The organism is Microlunatus endophyticus (assembly GCF_014646195.1).
GTDB classification, from domain to species: Bacteria; Actinomycetota; Actinomycetes; order Propionibacteriales; family Propionibacteriaceae; genus Microlunatus; species Microlunatus endophyticus.
In genome coordinates, this window is record NZ_BMMZ01000001.1 from 643,938 (window position 1) to 661,934 (window position 17,997).

The following is a 17,997-nucleotide window of genomic DNA, read 5'->3' on the forward strand; positions in this document are numbered from 1 at the left end:
TAGCCGCGCAGCTTCCCGGCGACAACAGTGTGAGCATGACAATCTCCGATTCGACCATGATCACCGACGATCCCGTCCGCGATGTCGATGATGACGGAAACCTCCCAGCCGAGTTGATCGACACCTACCGCACCGACGGTGTGGTCCGGATCCGCGGGATGCTGAAGCCCGAGGAGGTGCAGACCTTCCTGGCGGCCGAGCAGGCATTCCACCAGCGGCACAAACAGGACAGCCTGGACAAGCAGGGCACCTTCACCCAGCTGGTGAACGTCTGGCAGCAGGACGAGACCCTCGCCCAGCTCACCCTGCATCCGAGGATCGCCGCCGCTGCCAAGCAACTGACCGGGATCCCACTGCGGATCTGGCATGATCACATGCTGGTCAAGGAGCCGCACAACAACAAGCCGACCTTCTTCCACCAGGACCGGCCCTACTGGCCGCACACCGGGGACCGGCAGTCGCTGTCCTGCTGGATCGCACTCGTCGACGTCCCACCGGAGCGCGGGTGCATGACCTTCCTGCGGGGCACCCAGCACCTCACCGGGCTGCGGCCCCAGAACCTCGCCGAGGAAGAGGATCTCTTCGGGCTGGCACCCGACCTGCGGTGGCTGCCGCGGATCACCTACCCGCTGCGTGCCGGCGATGTCACCTTCCATACCAGCTACACCGGGCACATGGCGCTGGACAACCGCACCGATTCAGCCCGGTACGCTCACATCACCGTCTACATGGATGCCGAGACCCGCTTCAACGGCAACCCGCACATCGTGACCGCGCCGCTGGACCTGACGGAGGGCGATCCGCTGGCAGGGGAGAATTTCCCCCAGGTGTGAGCTGAGGACCGTCAGATCCCGCGATCAGACCCCGGCGATCTCGGGAATCGCCTCGGACAACTGGGGAACGCGCTCGGGGAAGAGACAGGCCGCACGGTGGCCGGGGGAGACCTCGGCCATCGGCGGCCTGGCCTGACGGCAGGCGTCCTCGACGAACGGGCAGCGGTTGGCGAAGATGCAACCCTCCTCGGCCGGCGGCTGCTCGGCCAGATCATCCACAGCGTCGGTGGCGATCTCCTGACGGCGGCGCCGGGCAGTCCGCGGATCCGGTATCGGGATCGACTCCAGCAGCAGGTAGCTGTACGGGTGCCGGGGATGCTTGATCACCTCTTCGGCGGGCCCATCCTCGACCACCTCGCCGAAGAACATCACGATGATCCGACCGCCCCGGGCGATATAGCGGACAACGCCGAAATCGTGGCTGATGAAGACGTAGGCCAGCCCCTGCTCGGCGCGCAGGGACAACAGCAGATCGAGGACGGCGACCCGGATCGACACGTCCAGCATGCTGGTCGGTTCGTCGGCCACCACCAGCTGTGGCCGCAGGCTGACAGCGCGGGCGACGGCCAGCCGCTGGCGCTGACCGCCCGACAGCTGGTGCGGAAAGCGTCGCAGGAACGCCTCGTCGGCGTCCAGGCCGACCAGCTCCAGCAGTCGCAGGATCTCGCCCTGGACCTCGCGGCGGGGAACGATCTTGTGGTGCAGCAGCCCCGGCCGCAGTGTCTCGCGGATGCTCAAGCCCGGATTGAGGGACGCGTACGGGTCCTGCTGGACGATCTGCACCGCGCGCCGGTACTGGTTCCAGTCGGCCCTGCCGAGGTTCCAGATATCCTGGCCCTGGTAGAGGATCCGTCCGTCGGACGGCTTGAGCAGTCCGGTGATCATCCGGCCGAGGGTGGTCTTGCCGCAGCCGGATTCACCGACGATGGCGGTGACCGAATCCTGGCCGACGGCTAGGTCGACGCCGTTCAACGCCGGCAGTGGGGCCGTACTCGTCGGGTAGCGGTGGGATAGCCCGTCGACCTGCAACAACAGTGCCGGGTCGGTTGCCGGCGTGGTCTCGGCAGCGGTCACTTGAGTAGCCCCTTCTCGCTGAGTCCGGCGTTCACCACATGGCAGGCGACCCCGTGCTCGGCCGCGTCCAGCAGCAGCGGTGGATCGACCGATTGGCAGATGTCGATGGCCTGCGCACATCGGGGCGCGAACCTGCATCCCGGAGGCAGCTCGGCCAGGCTCGGCACCCGGCCCGGGATCGGCTTGATCAACTCGGTGTCCGCGGTGACGCTGGGGACGGCGCGAATCAGGGCGCTCACGTAGGGGTGCCGGCGTTCGTCGTAGAAGATCTCGTCGATGGTGCCGGTCTCGACCAGCCGGCCGGCGTACATCACCGCGACCCGGTTGGCGAGCTCGGCGACCAGGGCCAGATCGTGGGTGATGAAGATGATCGTCACGCCCAGGGTCTCGTGCAGGTCGTTGAGGATGTCGATCACCAGCCGCTGGTTGAGGATGTCCAGGGCCGTGGTGGGCTCGTCCAGGACCAGTACTGACGGCCGCAGCAGCAGTCCGAGCGCAATGGCGACCCGCTGCTTCATGCCGCCGGAAAGCCTGCTCTCGTAGCCCTTCCAGACAACCTCCGGGTCGAGCCGTACGAGTCGCAGCAGGTATTCGAAGTACTCCCGGCCCTCCCTGGCGGTGGGGAAACTGTCCGGGTGCGCCTGCAGGACGTGCTCGACCTGGGTGCCGATAGTGATCACCGGGTTGAACGCATTCATCGCCGCCTGGAAGACCATCGAGATCTCGGCGCCGCGGATCTGGTCGAGCTTGCGCCGGTCCATCCCGGTGAGGGTGTGGCCGCGGAAGGTGATCTGTCCGGTCGAGACCACCCCCGGTGGCGGCACCATGCCCAGCAGTGAGTAGGCCAGCGTCGACTTGCCACAGCCGGATTCCCCTGCCAGGGCGTAGATGTCGCCCTCGCGGACTGTCAGGCTGACCCCGTCGACGGCGCGCAGCGGGCCGAAATTGACACTGAGGTTGTCAACCTCGAGGATCGCGGGCGCCTGCTGCCGGGCGTCGGAGTCGCCGCCGCCGGCGGTGTCGGCGTGCAGGGCCATCATCTGATGCGTACTCATCGCTGCACCCTCACTTCACTGGACCCGTAGGCGCGGATTGAACAACTTGTCCAGGGCTCTGGAGAAGTAGACGAGCGCGACCTGCAGCAACACGATCGCGCCCATCGGGGCAAAGAGATAGAGCATGCTCTTGCTGGTGTAGAGCGCACCCTGGTTCATAGCCAGGTTGATCATGATTCCCCAGTTGGTGCCGCTGACCGGTGCGACGCCGAGCACGAAGAGTCCGACCTGGGCGTAGATCGCGCCGGTCACGGCGAGCAGGAAGTTGATCGCGACGAACGGCCCGACGTTGGGCAGCAACTGCTTGCCGATCAGGTTTCCGATCGGCAGGTTCTGTACCTTCGCGGCGTCGATGAAGTCCGACGTCCGCAGGCTCAACGCCTGGGCGCGTACAGCCCGGGCCAGACCTGCCCACGCCGTGACGGACAGGATGATCGCCAGCACGAACGGGTTGGTGGTGTGGATGATGCTGGCGATCACGATGATCAATGGCAGCCCGGGGATCGTCAGGAAGATGTCGGTGACTCGCATGATCAGGCCGTCGACGAAGCCGCCGACATAGCCGCTGAAGAGGCCGACGACGACTCCGACGAAGATCACGATCACCGCGGATACGACGCCGACGATCATCACCGGCCGGGTGCCGATCACCAGTTCGGACAGAGTGTCGTTGCCGAGGAAGTCGGTGCCCAGCAGGTGCCGGCCGGATGGCTTGAGGTAGGCCTGCCCGCCGGCCGGCAGATCCGACACATGGGCGAAGAGATGACCGAAGATTGCCACCAGAGTGTAGATCAGCACGACGATGCCGCCGACGAGTGCGGTCTTGTCGGCACGCAGGATCCGCCAGAAGTCCTTGAGAAACTCCATCGCCGCCTCCTACGCGTTCATCGCTTCCGGGGTCTGCAGCGCAGCCTCCGGTTTCGGGGTGATCTTCGTCCGGCGGGCCCCGGGCTTGACGATCCGCGGATCGACCACCGGATAGATCAGGTCCACCACGAAGTTGGACACCACGACGGAGATGGTGATCAGGATGAAGCAACCCATCATCAGCGAGTAGTCGCGGGAGTTGACGGAGTTGATCAGCCGGTAGCCCAGCCCGGGGTAGGCGAAATAGGTCTCGATGAAGACCGAGCCGCCGAACATGTAGCCGACCGAGATCGCCAGGTTGGTGACCATCGGCAGCATCGCGTTACGTCCGATGTAGGTCTGGGTGACCCGACGGCCACCCAGACCGCGGGCCTCCGCTGCCCGGACGTAGTCGGCGCCCAGCACCGTGGTCACGCTGCCCTTCATGGCCAGCGACCAGGCACCGAACGACACGATCACGTACGCGGCCATCGGGAGCAGTGCGTGATAGAGAACGCTGCCGATGAAGGGGAAATTGAATCCCGGGACCGTGTTGTTGGAGTAGGCACCGCTGATCGGGAAGACGTGGTGCAGATCGCCCAGCAGATAGATCAGGATGATCGCGATCAGATAGTTGGGCACCGCCGACAGGAACGACACCACACCGGTCATGATCCGGGAGAACAGGCTCTCCGGATAGGCCGCCAGGATGGTCCCGACCACCAGTCCGATGATGAAGCTGATGATCAACGAGACCCCGACCAGGATGACGGTCCAGGGCAGAGCGCTGGCGATGATGCTGGTCACGCTCTGCCCCGGATTGAGCATCGAGTTGCCGAAGTCCCCGCGGAAGATGTTGCCGACGTAGGTCAGATACTGCTGCCACAGCGGACCGCTCGGCATCACCCCGTAGATCGCCTGGACTTGCTGCCTGATCTGGTCCGGGCTCACGCCGCCCTGCTGCTCCAGTTGCGCCTCGAGGAACTGCATCGGGTTGCCCGGCATCAACCGGACCATGTAGAAGGAGATCGTCACCACGACGAAGATCGTGACGAAAGCCATCAGTATGCGCCGGGCCAGATATCCAACCACGGGTCGTCTCCTCAGTGCTTGCTCGGAACGGGACTACTTGAGTTTCAGATAGCCGGCCTGCATCCATTCCACCGGTTGCGCGGCTCCGCTCAGTCCGGTCCACAGCCACTTCTGCGAATCCGGTGGGAAGTTGGTGTAGCGGGTCTGCGAGGAGGCCTCGTGGAAGGCGTTGTTGTACAGCGGCAGGAAGGGCAGGTTCTGGTTGAACCACTGGGCCCAGGCCCAGGTGTACTTCGACCAGGTCGACGGGTCGGCCTGGTTCGCCTCGCGGTTCAGCTCGGAGGCGATGTTGACGTGGCCGAGTCCGGGCACGTCCGCCTCCGGGCCGATGCCGATCGCGCAGTTGCACGGGCCCTTGCCGCTATAGGAGATCGGGTAGTTCCAGGCCGGGGTCGACGCCTGTCCGAAGCTGGCCGCCCAGTCGGCCATCGGCGCACCCTGGCCCCAGTCCATCCAGGTCTGAGACGCTGCGAAGTCGCCGGCCTGCTGTTTGGTCGTGTAGGTGGCCGGATCGACATCCTCGACCTTGACGTCGATGCCGAACTGCTTCAGATAGCCGGCGATGATCAGGCCATCCTCGTCGAACTGCGGGATACCGGCCTGTTCGGAGATCGTGAAGGAGAACGGCTGACCCTTCGGAGTCATCCATTTGCCCTTCTGCAGGGTAAAACCGGCACCCTGCAGGAGCGTCGTCGCTTTGGCCTTGTCCACCGGATAGTGGTTCAGCTTGGCAAACTGGTCAGCCGTCAGGAACTGCTTGGCCTCGGAGTAGTTGATCCCGTCCGGTGTCTCCTCAGCCGGATCCTGGACGATCTGCCCGCCGGCGTCCCTCTTGACCAGATCGTGCCGGTCGATCACGTATTCGAGTGCCTGGCGGACCGGGAGCAGGTTGAAGGGGTAGTGGTTGAAGTTGACCACCAGGCCGACCTGCTGCACCGGCGACGGTAGGAAGGTGTAGTGGGCGTTGCTGCCCTGACGATTCAGCGTGGTGACCTGAGGATCGGTGAACTGGTTGTCGCTCTCGAATTCGATGTTGCCGGAGCTGATCGCCCCGTACTCGGTCGAGGTGTCCATCGGCGTGACCTGGATGTACGGCGCCGTGATCTTGGCGGCGTCCCAGAAGCCGTTCCACTTCTTGTAGAGAACGCCGCTGACGTTGGCGCTCTGGAGCGTGTAGGGGCCGTCCCCGTTGAGCTTCTTCGGGTTGTACTTGACCAGCTTGCCGCTGTTGGCGGTCATCACCTTGCCGGCGGCGCTGCCGCTGGCCTTGGCTATGCTGGCCGTCGTCGGTTTGAGGATGTTGTAGTCCTTCCAGTACGCCAACAGTGTCCGGTTGACATCCGACGGAACGAACTGTCCGTATTCCTTGTCCGGGACGATCACGATCTGCAACAGGTGCAACAGATCGTTCTGTGGCACGGCCCAGGACTGCAGATCGACGGTGACGGTGTGATCATCGGGCGCCGAGATCTTGGTGATCGCGGCCCAGACCGAGTTGTAGTCGATGCCCGCGACCCGAAACGAGGTCACCACGTCCTTGCTGGTCAGCGGGGTGTTGTCCTGCCACGTGGCCTTCGGCTGCAGGTGGAAGGTGATGGAGTGCGCCCCGACGTCCCAACTCTGCGCGAGTTCCGGGTAGTAGGGGTTGTCGCCCGGCCGGTCCCAGTCGGAGACGACCGCGAGGTTGAGCAGTGAGAAGTTGTACTCCGGCACCGGCGTCGGAGAGTACGGGTTGTAGCTGATCGAGGATGCCCACGCACGGGTTCCCCAGCGGAAGGCAGTGGTGGACGGGTTGGCGGTGTCGGCGTTGATGTTGCCGTTGTTCGAGCCGCCACCGCTGTTGCCGCTGCCGCCGTTGGTCGAACTGCCACCGGTGCACGCGGCAGCCGTGATCAACAGCAGCGAGCAGAGCGCGACCAGGAGCAGGCGGAGTCTGCGGCCCGTAGCGCGGACGGGGAGATGATCGGGGACCTTCCACATCATTGTGTGTCCTGTCTGTCAGGGGCTGGGTGGGGAGCTAGGTGAGCTTGAGATATCCGTTCTGCATCCAGACGACCGTCTCGTCGGCACCGGAGAGGACGGTCCACAGCCACTTCTGCGACTGCGGTGGGAAGTTGGCGTAGCGGTTGGTCTGGTAGATCGTGTGGAAGGCGTTGTTGTAGAGCGGCAGGATGGGCAGTTGCTGGTTGACCCACTGGGCCCAGGCCCAGGTGTACTTGGACCAGGTGTCCGGTGTCGCCTGGTTGACCTCACGATTCAGCTCGGAGGCGATGTTGACGTGGCCGAGCCCCGGCACGTCAGCCTCGGGCCCGATACCGATCGCGCACTTGCAGGGTCCGCTGCCGCTGTAGGAGATCGGGTAGTTCCATGACGGTGACGACGCCTCACCGAAGGTGGCCGCAAAATCTGCCATCGGCGGCCCCTGGCCCCAGTCCATGTACCACTCCGAAACCGCGAAGTCGCCGGCCTCCTGTTTGGTGGTGTAGGTGGCCGCGTCCACGTCCTCGACCTTGACATCGATGCCGAACGCCTTGAGGTAGCCGGCGATGATCAAGCCGTCCTGGACGAACTGCGACAGTCCGTTCGGCTCGGAGATCGTGAAGCTGAACGGGGTGCCCTTGGGCGTGTACCACTTGCCGGCCTTCTTGGTGAAGCCGGCGGACTGCAACACGGACGTCGCCCTGGCAAGATCGTGCGGATAGTGGTTCAGCTGGGCGAACTGCTCCGGCTTCAGATATTGCTTGGCCAGGAAGTAGTTGATGCCGTCCGGCGTCTCTTCGGCCGGGTCCTGCACCAGGTCGCCGCCCATGTCCCGTTTTACCAGGTCGTGCCGGTCGATCACGTACGCCAGAGCCTGGCGGGCGGCGAGCAGATTGAACGGGTAGTGGTTGAAGTTGAAGACCAGGCTCTCCTGCTGCACCGGGGACGGAATCACGCCGTAGTGCGCCGTCTGGGTGGCATTCATACGGGTGACCTGCGGATCGTTGAACTGGGAGTCAAGTTCCTGCTCGATGGAGCCGCCAATGATCGCGCCGTACTCGGTGGAGGAGTCCATCGGGTAGATCTGGACATACGGCGCGGTGATCTTGGTCGCGTCGAAGAAGCCGTCCCACTTCTGGTAGAGAACGCCGCTGACGTTCGCGCTCTGCAGTTTGTATGGTCCGTTGCCGATCATCGGATTCGGATCGAATTTGACGAGCTTGGCTGCGGCCGCCGCCATGATCTTGCCGTCGGGACCGCTGCCGGCCTTGGCGATGCTGGCTGCCGTGGGATGCAGGATGTTGTAGGTCTTCCAGTAGCTGATCAGGGTCTGGTCGAAGTCGGTCATCGGGATCAGCGAGCCGTACTGGGTGTCCGGCACGATCACGATCTGCAACAGGTGCAACAGTGCGTTCTGAGGCACAGCCCAGGACTGCAGGTCAACCGTCACGGTGTGATCGTCCGGGGCGCTGAGCTTGGTGATTGCGGCCCAGACCGAGTTGTAGTCGGCGCCGGCAGCCCGGAAGGAGGTGATCACGTCCTTGCTGGTGAGCGGTTGGCCGTCCTGCCATTTGGCGTCGGGACGCAGCGCGAAGGTGATCGAGTGCTGGGCGAGCTTCCAGCTCTTGGCCAGCTCGGGATAGTAGGGGTTGTCTCCCGGCCGACCCCAGTCGGAGACCACACCGAGGCTGAGCAGCGAGAGGTTGTAGTGCGGCGTGGGCGTCGGGGCGTACGGGTTGTTGGCGATCGAACTGCCCCACGCCATCGCGCCGATCCGATATGCGGTGGTGCCGGGATTACCGGAGCCACCGCTGCTGCTGCCCTGGGAGCCGTCGGCGGCGCCCGTCCCGCTGCCGCCGGTGCACGCCTGAGCGGTCACGGCGACGAGCATCAGGACGGCCAGGCCGACCAGCGACCTCCGAACGGCCTGTGGAGCGCGCCAAAGGCCGTTGCGGCGGGTGCCCGAGGGCGGGCGCGCGCCGGCGTCAAGACTCTTTCCTAGCCACATCGTTGTGGTCCCTCCGGGCTCGAATCCCTGTCTGTGCGGGGATCCGTGGGGTGAGCAGCGGATTGGTGAGTCAGTGCCCGCATCACCCTTGCGGGCGGTACGTACACACGAACCAGCACCACACGGCCGACGGCTCGATGGTCCCGGCGCTGCCCGACGCATGGCGACTTGAATCGTTGCAATGGAGTGTAGGGACGGAGGTGAAAACGGGCAACCCTCAATGCGGACGGCATGTTGGCCACGCCACCGGCGCCCGTGTGGAGCGGTCCGTGCTGCGAGTGGTCTGCCCGGCGACTACCTCGTCTGGCACCGCGGCTTTGCCTATGCTTGCTCGGGTGCCGGAGGCCTCCACGAAAAAGCAGATCGATGTCGTTGGGGCAGTCATCGTGCGTGACGGTCTGGTGCTGTCTGCCCAGCGCGGACGCGGGAGCCTGGCCGGCCGCTGGGAATTCCCCGGAGGCAAGATCGAATCCGGCGAGACGGCGCGCGCCGCCCTGGAACGCGAGATCCTTGAAGAGCTCGAGTGCGAGATTCAGGTCGGTGACGAAGTCACGTCGACAACGCATGAGTACGACTTCGGGGTCGTCACGCTCACCACATTCCTCTGCACCCTGATCTCAGGGACGCCGAAGCTCACCGAACACACCGACATCGTCTGGCTCCCGGCCGGCGAGCTGGCAGGCCTCGATTGGGCGCCGGCCGACCTTCCGGCGGTCGAGATCATCTGCGATGTCCTTGGTTGACCGATCCTGATCACCGAGACCAGCTGATCAGGTCGTCATGTGCGGCGACTCCGGTAGATCACGAACGGGTCATCCGGGGCCGCTGAAGCCGCCCCGCGGGTCGTGACCGGAGCCCGTACGAAAGAATGGCGGCCAACCTTGATCGACCGGCCGGAGGAGCGACGCGTGGGTGGAGTCCTGCAGGGCTTCCTCACGCTCGTGCTCGTGATCGGCGTCGGATTCCTGATCGCCCACCTCAAGGTGGCCGGAGCCAACGCACAGACCACGCTCGCCCGACTGTCCTTCTTCGTCGCGAGTCCCGCGCTGATGCTGACCGAGATCGGCAGCACCAACGTCAAGCAGATCTTCTCGACCAACCTGATCGCGTCCATCACCAGTACCGCGGTCAGCGCGATCCTCTTCGTGATCGCCGCGCGGCTGGTCTTCAAACGCTCCGCCAGCGACACGGTGATCGGCACCTTCTGTGCCAGCTACGTCAACGCCGGCAACCTCGGCCTGCCGATGGCCGTGTACGCCCTGGGTAGCGCCTCCTGGATCGTCCCGATGCTGCTCACCCAGCTGGTGCTGCTGCAGCCGGCCGGCCTGGCCGTCCTCGACATGACCACGCACAACCACACCGGCGGCAACCGGATCCTCCGCCTGGTCACCCAGCCGTTCAAAAATCCGCTGATGATCGGCTCCCTCCTCGGCCTGCTGATCTCGATCTTCTCGATCAGGCTCCCGCAGTGGGTCAACGAGCCGATCACGATGATCGGCAACATGGCCGTGCCGGCGATGCTGATCGCCTACGGCATCTCGCTGCGCCTGGGGCCGCTGCCCGGCCGGGGCGAGCCGAAGGTCCAGATCGGCTACATCGTCGTGCTGAAGCTGATCGTCCAGCCGCTGGTCGGCTTCATCATGGCCCGCTACGTCCTGCACCTCGATCCGCACGCGGTGCTGGCGGTCACCGTCGTCGCGGCACTGCCGACAGCCCAGAACGTCTTCACCCACTCCGTACGCTACGACCGCGGCATCATCCTGGCCCGCGACTCGATCTTCGTCACCACCGTGCTGTCACTGGTGGTGCTGGTCTTCATCGCTGCGATGCTCGCCCCCTAGGCCTCAGAACCGCATGGTTGACGGTTGGGGCGCAGTCTCAGCCGTGGCCAAGACTGTTGTTGGCCCTCGGTAAAGAACGCGTTACAAGCCTGCTGATTGCTTGACGCCCGGGTGTCGAGACCCAAAAATCTATCTATCTGGGAACTTTCCAGACGGTTGTCGGGTCGTCTGGGGTGCAAGGTTCCCCCTAGCTGACGACGGTGTCGGATGAAGGGGTTGTCGGGGTTGCGGATCGGTGGTCCACGAGCGCTGCGGGCGATGAATGATCGTGCCGCGCTCTACGCGCTCGCCGAGCACGGGCCGCTGTCCCGCGTCGAGCTGGAGCACGCGATCGGCTTGTCCAAGCCGGCCGCCGCCGAGTTGCTGCGGCGGCTGGAGGCGGCCAAGCTGGTCCGGCAGGACGGTCACAAGACCAGCGCCGGGCCGGGACCGAACGCCAAGCTGTGGACGGTCAACGAGAATGCCGGCCACGCCGTCGGCATCGACGTGGTGGCCTCCGGGGCGGACCTGGCGATCGCCGACCTGGCCGGCCAGGTCATCGCGGAGCGTCGGGTGCTGAGCCGGGGGAACGGGCCCGATCCGATCTCGCCGTTGCGCAAGGCGGTCGCCGATGCGGCCAAGTCGGAAGGGTTGGCGCTCGGCGACATCGACCGCGCGGTGATCGGGATCTCGGGCTCGATCGACCCCGTCACCGGCTTTCTCGGCTACGCCGAGCACATGCCGCGTTGGCAGGGGTTCAACATCCCGGCTCGCCTCTCGGATTCACTCGGAATCCCTGTGACCGTTGAGAATGACGTCAATCTTGTCGCCACCGACGAGCTGCTGCACGGTCGCGCCAAAGGCTACACCGATGTGCTGTTGCTCTGGATGGGATCGGGTGTCGCCGCGGCGGTGATCCTCGACGGGCAGTTGCATCGGGGCTGGCGCGGTGCTGCCGGCGAGATCGACTTCGCACCGGTCGAATTCGACGGCCGTCGGGTGACCGAGTTGATCGACAGCCGTGGCGTGCTGGAGCTGGCGGCGCAGCACGGCGTGCGGGCCAGCCGGCCGGCGACTGCCGTCCGGCGGGCGGTGTCGGCGGTCACCGGCGAGATCGACCGGATCGGCGATCCCGAGGGATTGCTGGCTGAATTGGCTTCCCGGATCGCCCAGGCCGTGGTGATTCCGGTGTCGTTGCTTGACCCCCAGTTGGTCCTGCTGGGCGGGGAGATAGGGGTCGCGGGTGGGGACCGGCTCGCAGACCGGGTGGCCGATCGGCTACACCGGCTGATCGCGCACCGGCCGGAGGTCAGGCCGGCCACCGGGCGTGATCACGCAGTACGACACGGCGCCGTCGAGGCCGCCGTACGGCAACTTCAGGAAGCAGTATTCGGATGACAGCTCTGCTGACAATTTCCAATGAGCGGTTCAGCGATCGGGAGGATGATCATGAAGTTCGGTAAGCGGATCAGGGCGCTCGGCGCTCTGGTCGGGATCGGGGTGCTTGCCCTCGTGGCGGCATGTTCCGGCGGAGGATCCGGGAACAGTACCGGATCGAACGGCTCCTCGTCGACGTCGCTGACGATCGCCAACGTGGCCGGTACAACCTGGACCTGTGGATTCAATCCGTTCAATCCGTCGGTGAGCGGACTGAGCATCGGCTTCGTCTACGAGCCGCTGGTGTATGTGAACCCGTTGCAGAACTCCAAAGAGACTCCGATGATCGCCAAGTCGTCGCAGTGGAGCTCGGACAAGAAGACCCTCACCTTCACCATCCGCGACGGGATCAAGTGGAGCGACGGCAAGCCCCTGACTGCCGACGACGTCGCCTACACCTTCAACCTGCTGAAGGCCAACAAGGGTCTTGACCTGAATGCGTTGTGGTCGTCGGGCCTGACCTCGGTCACCGCCAGTGGCGACACCGTGACGATGAAATTCAGCGCTCCGTCGACGACGTACTACTACTACATCGCCGACCAGACCCCGATCATCCCCAAGCACATCTGGGACACCGGGGCGGCGGCCAAGGATCCGGTCCAGTACACCGATGCCAAGCCGATCGGCAGCGGTCCGTACACCGTCTCGGACTGCAAGCCGCAGAATGTCCGCTACCAGGCGAACGCGAACTTCTGGCAGAAGGGCAAGCCGGCGATCAAGACCATCAACTACCCGGCCTACACCGACAACAGCCCGGCCAACCTCGACCTGGCCGAGGGCAAGGCGCAATGGGGTGGCCAGTACATCCCGAACATCGACCGCTACTACGTCAACCGGGACAAGGCGGACAACCACTACTGGTTCCCGCCGGTCGCCAACGTGCAGATCTTCCTGAATCTCAAGCAGGGCCCTACGGCCAATCTTGCCGTCCGGCAGGCACTGGCGTACGCGATCAACAAGGACCAGGTCTCCAAGACCGCTGTCGGCGGCCAGCTGCCCTCGTCCAACCAGGCCGGCATCGTGCTGCCGACCTTCAAGGACTGGTACGACCAGGCCGCGGCCGACAAGTACGGTTACAAGCAGGATCCTGCCAAGGTGAAGCAGTACCTGGCCAAGGCCGGCTATTCGACCTCGAACCCGCTGAAGCTCTCGATCATCAGCGTCTCCGGATACACCGACTGGGAGGCAGAGCTGCAGGAGATCAAGACCGAGCTCGCCCCGCTGGGTATCGACCTGACCGTGCAGAACATCGCCGGCCAGACCTACGACACCAAGCTGTACAAGGGTGACTTCCAGCTCGCGTACGGCAGCCAGACCGGTGGTCCGGTCCCGTACTTCGAGCTGCGGCAGAATCTCTACAGCGGCAACACCGCACCGATCGGCCAGAACGCGTCGACCAACTACTCCCGCTACTCCAACCCCAAGACCGACGCGCTCTTCAAGGCCTATCCGGCAGCGGACGACCAGAAGCAGCACGACATCGTCAACCAGTTGCAGCAGGTGATGCTGTCCGACATCCCGACGATCCCGGTCCTGGAGAGCGTGAGCTGGTTCCAGTACAACACCAAGGACATCAGTGGATGGCCGACCGCCCAGAACCCGTACGCGCTGCCGGCGCCGTATGCGGTTCCGGACAACGAGCAGGTGCTGCTGCAGCTGAAGCCGAAGAGCTGAGGCTGGCAATCAGTCCTTCGACAGGCTCAGGGTGCTTCGGGCCCTGAGCCTGTCGAAGGGGCGCTGAGCCTGTTGAACGGGCACTGCCCGGACGACTACCGGAACCAGGAACGGAAAGCTTAAATGATCAACACGTACGGCTGCGGGCGGCGCTGATGCGGTTCATTCTGCGCAGGCTCGGTTTCTTCGTGATCACCCTCTGGGTGGCGCTGACGGTGAACTTCTTCGTCCCGCGGCTGATGCCCGGCAACCCTGCCGAGGCGATGATGGCCCGGTTCCGCGGCCGCATCAATCCGGACGCGCTCAAGGCACTCGAGGTGGCCTTCGGCCTCAACACCCAGAAGCCGCTCTTCGTCCAGTACCTGGATTATCTGGGCAACACGCTGACCGGGCACTTCGGCATCTCGCTGACCTTCTTCCCGCAGCCGGTCAGCACGGTGCTGGCCCAGGCGCTGCCCTGGACGCTGGGACTGGTCGGCATCACGACCGTGCTGGCATTCGTGCTCGGCACGGGCATCGGCCTGATCGGCGGCTGGCGGCGCAACGGGATCGTGGACAGCGTGCTGCCGCCGGTCTTCGTGATCACCTCGGCGCTGCCGTACTTCTGGGTCGGCCTGGTGCTGATCATGGTGCTGTCGCTGGGCACCAACGGCGCGCTGCCCAACGACGGCGGCTACGACCCGACACTGAATCCTGGCTTCAACGCCGTCTTCATCTGGGACGTGGTCAAGCACGCGATCCTGCCGGCGCTGTCGATCCTGATCATCTCGATCGGTGGCTGGATCCTGACCATGCGCAACAACGTGGTCACCACACTGGCCGAGGACTACATCAGGATGGCCCGCGCCAAGGGCATCCCCAATCATCGGATCATGATCAACTACGCCGGCCGCAATGCCATCCTGCCGAATCTGTCGGGGTTCGCGATGTCGCTGGGCTTCGTCGTCAGCGGCTCGATCCTGGTGGAATTCACCTTCAACTACCCGGGTGTCGGCTACATGCTGCTCAGCGCGGTCAACAACCAGGACTATCCGCTGATGCAGGCGCTGTTCGTGTTGATCACGGTCGCCGTCCTGGTCGCGGTGCTGATCAGCGACTTCCTCACCGCGTGGCTCGACCCGCGCGTCCGGACCGCGGGATAGGAGCCGAATCATGAGTGCTGTTGCTGCAACCGTTGCCGGGTCCGACGCCACCACCCGGGTCCGTCCGGGCTCGGGCGTCCTGCGGGCCGTCCTGGGCAACAAGAAGGCCCTGGCCGGCGCCATCATGCTGCTGATCTTCCTGGTCGCCGCGATCGCGCCCGGACTCTTTACGTCGATCCGGCATCCCGACACCCACAAGTTCGCCCAGCTGCTACCACCCGGATCGGGCCACATCCTGGGCACCAATGCCTTCGGGCAGGACATCTGGGCCCAGTTGGTCTACGGCACCCGGCAGTCGCTGTTCGTGGCGGTCGTCGCCGGGGCGCTGGCCAGCATCCTGTCGATCATCGTCGGTGTATCCGCCGCCTATCTCGGCGGGCTGGGCGACGACCTGCTGTCGTTGCTCACCGACGTCTTCCTGGTGATCCCGGCCTTCCCGCTGATCATCGTCATCGCCGCCTACGCCGGCGGCGGGAGCATGCTGGTCGTGATCGGGGTACTGGTGGTCACCGGCTGGTCCTACGGTGCCCGCCAGCTCCGGGCCCAGGCGATGTCCTTGCGGAACAGGGATTTCCTGGAATCGGCCCGGGTGCGGGGCGAGCGGCGGTCGTATGTGATCGTCTTCGAGATCCTGCCGACCATGGTGTCGCTGATCGCCGCCAACTTCCTCGGCGCGGCCCTGTACGCGTTGCTGACCGCCGCCGGGCTGCAGTTCATCGGACTGGGCAACTCCTCGACCGACAGCTGGGGGACGATGTTGCACTGGGCGCAGAGCAACGAGGCGTTGCAGACCGGCCAGCAGTGGTGGGTCATCGCGCCCGGCCTGTGCATCGCGCTGCTGGGTGCCTCGTTCGCGCTGCTCAACTACGCCTTCGACGAGATCAGCAACCCGGCGCTGAGGCCCGTGCGGCGCAGAAAGGTACGCAAGTGAACGAGAGTGTCGAGAGTCCTGAGCTGGTCGAAGGGCTGGGAACCGGCTTTTCCCCTGAGCCAAAGGACGGCCCGTTGCTGACCGTGACCGATCTCTCGGTCGAGTACGACACCCCGAGCGGCCCGGTCACCGCGGTCGATCACGTCGATCTCGATGTGGGTGCCGGCGAATTCGTCGGCATCGTGGGGGAGTCCGGCTGCGGCAAGTCCACGCTGCTGTTCGCCATCGCCCAGCTACTGACCTCACCGGCCCGGATCTCGTCCGGCGAGGTGATCTTCCGCGGCCAGAACATGGTCACCATGAACGAGGCTGAGCTGGCCCCGGTCCGGTGGCGCAACATGTCGGTGGTCATGCAGAGCGCCATGAATGCGCTCAACCCGGTCAAGAAGATCGAAGCCCAGTACGCCGATGCGATGAAGGCTCACGGCGTACGCTCCCGGTCCGAGATCCGGGAACGCTCGCAGGCCGTCCTGGAGCTGGTCGGCATCGACCGGGCGCACCTGAACAGCTATCCGCACCAGCTGTCCGGCGGGATGCGGCAGCGGGCCATGATCGCGATGGCGCTGCTCTTCACCCCGGAACTGGTGATCATGGACGAGCCGACCTCGGCGCTCGACGTGGTCGCCCAGCGTTCGCTGATGCTGCAGATCAAGGAACTGCAGCAGCAGCTGGGTTTCGCGGTGATCTTCGTGACCCACGACATGAGCCTGGTCAGCCACTTCTCCGACCGGCTGATGGTGATGTACGCCGGCAAGGAGATGGAGTTCGGTCCGACCCGCAAGGTCTTCGACAACCCGGCGCATCCCTACAGCCAGGGCCTGCTCGACGCTTTCCCGTCGATCAGGGGGGAACGCGTACCGCTGCAAGGGATCCCGGGCAGTCCGCCCAGCCTGTCCGCGATGCCGGTCGGCTGCCGCTTCGAGCCGCGCTGCCCGCTGCGCTTCGACGCCTGTGCGACGGTCCCACCCGAGCTCTACGACGTCGACGGAGTTCAGGCCAGGTGCCTGCTGCACGACCCGGCCTATCGTGATCATGCCCCGGTGGAGGTGGCGAAATGAGTGATCCTGCCCCGCTCCTGGAAGCACGCGAGCTGACCCGGGTCTTCCGGGTCGGCGGCCTGCGCAGCCGCAAGCAGCTGCACGCGGTCGACGGCGCGAATTTCGTGATCAACCCCGGCGAGATCGTTGCGCTCGTGGGCGAGAGCGGCAGCGGCAAGAGCACCATCGCGCGGCTGCTGGCCCAGGTCTACACGCCGAGCAGCGGCGAGATCCTCTTCGAAGGAACGCCACTGTCGTCGTTGAGGTCCCGGCGGGACGTGCTGGCCTACCGGGCCGCGGTGCCGATGGTCTTCCAGGACCCGTTCAGCTCGCTGAATCCCGCCTACACCGTGGTGCACGGCATCATGCGCGGCCTCAAGCTGCACCGCCCCGACATCGGCCCCGCAGATCGCGAGGCCGAGGCGCGCCGAGTGCTGGAGGCGGTCGGCCTGACGCCGGCGTCGCAGGTGGTCGGCCGGTATCCGTACGAACTCTCCGGCGGACAGCGGCAGCGGATCGGCTTCGCCCAGGCGCTGGCCTATCACCCCAAGGTGATCCTGGCCGACGAGCCGGTGTCGATGCTGGACATCTCGATCCGGATCGGACTGCTCAACGTGATGACCAGCCTGCGCGATGATCAAGGTGTCTCGCTGCTCTACATCACCCACGACATCGCCAGCGCTCGATATGCCGCCGATCGGATGATGGTGATGTACGCCGGCCGGATCGTCGAATCCGGCCCGGTCGAGGAGGTGCTCGGCAACCCGCTGCATCCCTACACGCAGTTGCTGGTGGCCGCTGTACCGGACCCGCGGGCGGAGTTGACGGTGACCGCGGAGATGGCCAAGGGTGAGCCGCCGAAGGTGATCGATCCGGGTCCCGGCTGCCGGTTCGCCGATCGCTGCCCGCTCGCCCGTGAGGTGTGTCGGACCACCACGCCGCCGCTGTTGGAGCTCAAACCGGGCATCCGGGCCGCCTGTCACGTGGCGGCCGACGACCTTGGTCGCGGCGAGGAGTCGACCGGCGGTGCGCCGCTGGGCGCCAAGTTGGCCGCCTGACCGGTCGACC

The 17,997-nt window shown here is 65.2% G+C and carries 15 protein-coding genes; 9 read left to right on the top strand and 6 right to left on the bottom strand.

What is annotated here, in order from left to right; all coding sequences use genetic code 11:
- The first annotated feature begins 35 nt into the window (after window positions 1–35).
- Entirely contained in the window at window positions 36–833 is a 798-nt protein-coding gene (locus IEY07_RS03195; protein ID WP_229669643.1) for a phytanoyl-CoA dioxygenase family protein, read from the top strand.
- A gap of 24 nt (window positions 834–857) precedes the next feature.
- Here IEY07_RS03195 and IEY07_RS03200 read toward each other — a convergent pair whose 3' ends face one another.
- The 6 genes from IEY07_RS03200 to IEY07_RS03225 are packed head-to-tail and all read right to left on the bottom strand — an operon-like array spanning window position 858 to window position 8,759.
- Window positions 858–1,907, bottom strand: coding sequence for an ABC transporter ATP-binding protein (locus IEY07_RS03200; protein WP_188893687.1), 1,050 nt, complete (start codon window positions 1,905–1,907; stop codon window positions 858–860).
- Entirely contained in the window at window positions 1,904–2,962 is a 1,059-nt protein-coding gene (locus IEY07_RS03205) for an ABC transporter ATP-binding protein (protein ID WP_188893688.1), read from the bottom strand. The genes IEY07_RS03200 and IEY07_RS03205 overlap by 4 nt, the downstream gene beginning before the upstream one ends.
- Before the next feature lie 15 nt (window positions 2,963–2,977).
- On the bottom strand, window positions 2,978–3,829 hold the full coding sequence (locus IEY07_RS03210) for an ABC transporter permease (protein WP_188893841.1): 852 nt from the start codon (window positions 3,827–3,829) through the stop codon (window positions 2,978–2,980).
- A 9-nt stretch (window positions 3,830–3,838) separates the two neighbouring features.
- Complete coding sequence (locus IEY07_RS03215) at window positions 3,839–4,900, bottom strand: ABC transporter permease (RefSeq protein WP_188893689.1); 1,062 nt, start codon at window positions 4,898–4,900, stop codon at window positions 3,839–3,841.
- A gap of 33 nt (window positions 4,901–4,933) precedes the next feature.
- The gene (locus IEY07_RS03220; RefSeq protein WP_229669644.1) at window positions 4,934–6,880 is read right to left on the bottom strand and encodes an ABC transporter substrate-binding protein; all 1,947 of its coding nucleotides are present in this window, start codon (window positions 6,878–6,880) and stop codon (window positions 4,934–4,936) included.
- Window positions 6,881–6,917: 37 nt separating this feature from the next.
- A complete protein-coding gene (locus IEY07_RS03225) occupies window positions 6,918–8,759 on the bottom strand; it encodes an ABC transporter substrate-binding protein (RefSeq protein ID WP_188893691.1) in 1,842 nt (613 codons plus the stop codon).
- A 464-nt stretch (window positions 8,760–9,223) separates the two neighbouring features.
- Between IEY07_RS03225 and IEY07_RS03230 the strand changes: the two genes are divergently transcribed.
- The 8 genes from IEY07_RS03230 to IEY07_RS03265 all read left to right on the top strand — a co-directional run bounded on the left by IEY07_RS03230 (window position 9,224) and on the right by IEY07_RS03265 (window position 17,987).
- Window positions 9,224–9,631 (top strand): (deoxy)nucleoside triphosphate pyrophosphohydrolase, encoded by a 408-nt coding sequence (locus IEY07_RS03230; RefSeq protein WP_229669645.1) that lies wholly within the window; start codon window positions 9,224–9,226, stop codon window positions 9,629–9,631.
- Between the two features lie 165 nt (window positions 9,632–9,796).
- Window positions 9,797–10,729, top strand: coding sequence for an AEC family transporter (locus tag IEY07_RS03235; RefSeq protein WP_188893692.1), 933 nt, complete (start codon window positions 9,797–9,799; stop codon window positions 10,727–10,729).
- A 207-nt stretch (window positions 10,730–10,936) separates the two neighbouring features.
- Window positions 10,937–12,106 (top strand): ROK family transcriptional regulator, encoded by a 1,170-nt coding sequence (locus IEY07_RS03240; protein ID WP_188893693.1) that lies wholly within the window; start codon window positions 10,937–10,939, stop codon window positions 12,104–12,106.
- A gap of 51 nt (window positions 12,107–12,157) precedes the next feature.
- The gene (locus IEY07_RS03245) at window positions 12,158–13,819 is read left to right on the top strand and encodes an ABC transporter substrate-binding protein (RefSeq protein ID WP_188893694.1); all 1,662 of its coding nucleotides are present in this window, start codon (window positions 12,158–12,160) and stop codon (window positions 13,817–13,819) included.
- Window positions 13,820–13,974: 155 nt separating this feature from the next.
- Window positions 13,975–14,961: an ABC transporter permease gene (locus IEY07_RS03250; protein WP_188893695.1), complete on the top strand. Its 987-nt coding sequence runs from the start codon at window positions 13,975–13,977 to the stop codon at window positions 14,959–14,961.
- Between the two features lie 10 nt (window positions 14,962–14,971).
- The gene (locus IEY07_RS03255; protein ID WP_188893696.1) at window positions 14,972–15,892 is read left to right on the top strand and encodes an ABC transporter permease; all 921 of its coding nucleotides are present in this window, start codon (window positions 14,972–14,974) and stop codon (window positions 15,890–15,892) included.
- Complete coding sequence (locus tag IEY07_RS03260; protein WP_229669646.1) at window positions 15,889–16,950, top strand: ABC transporter ATP-binding protein; 1,062 nt, start codon at window positions 15,889–15,891, stop codon at window positions 16,948–16,950. The genes IEY07_RS03255 and IEY07_RS03260 overlap by 4 nt, the downstream gene beginning before the upstream one ends.
- Window positions 16,947–17,987: an ABC transporter ATP-binding protein gene (locus IEY07_RS03265; protein ID WP_188893697.1), complete on the top strand. Its 1,041-nt coding sequence runs from the start codon at window positions 16,947–16,949 to the stop codon at window positions 17,985–17,987. The genes IEY07_RS03260 and IEY07_RS03265 overlap by 4 nt, the downstream gene beginning before the upstream one ends.
- The last annotated feature ends 10 nt before the right edge of the window (window positions 17,988–17,997 follow it).

Coding starts and splice junctions, on each gene's coding strand:
- IEY07_RS03195 (WP_229669643.1), top strand. CDS start 36: ATGACAATCTCCGATTCGACCATGATCACCGACGATCCCGTCCGCGAT.
- IEY07_RS03205 (WP_188893688.1), bottom strand. CDS start 2,962: ATGAGTACGCATCAGATGATGGCCCTGCACGCCGACACCGCCGGCGGC.
- IEY07_RS03210 (WP_188893841.1), bottom strand. CDS start 3,829: ATGGAGTTTCTCAAGGACTTCTGGCGGATCCTGCGTGCCGACAAGACC.
- IEY07_RS03220 (WP_229669644.1), bottom strand. CDS start 6,880: ATGTGGAAGGTCCCCGATCATCTCCCCGTCCGCGCTACGGGCCGCAGA.
- IEY07_RS03240 (WP_188893693.1), top strand. CDS start 10,937: ATGAAGGGGTTGTCGGGGTTGCGGATCGGTGGTCCACGAGCGCTGCGG.
- IEY07_RS03245 (WP_188893694.1), top strand. CDS start 12,158: ATGAAGTTCGGTAAGCGGATCAGGGCGCTCGGCGCTCTGGTCGGGATC.
- IEY07_RS03250 (WP_188893695.1), top strand. CDS start 13,975: ATGCGGTTCATTCTGCGCAGGCTCGGTTTCTTCGTGATCACCCTCTGG.
- IEY07_RS03255 (WP_188893696.1), top strand. CDS start 14,972: ATGAGTGCTGTTGCTGCAACCGTTGCCGGGTCCGACGCCACCACCCGG.
- IEY07_RS03265 (WP_188893697.1), top strand. CDS start 16,947: ATGAGTGATCCTGCCCCGCTCCTGGAAGCACGCGAGCTGACCCGGGTC.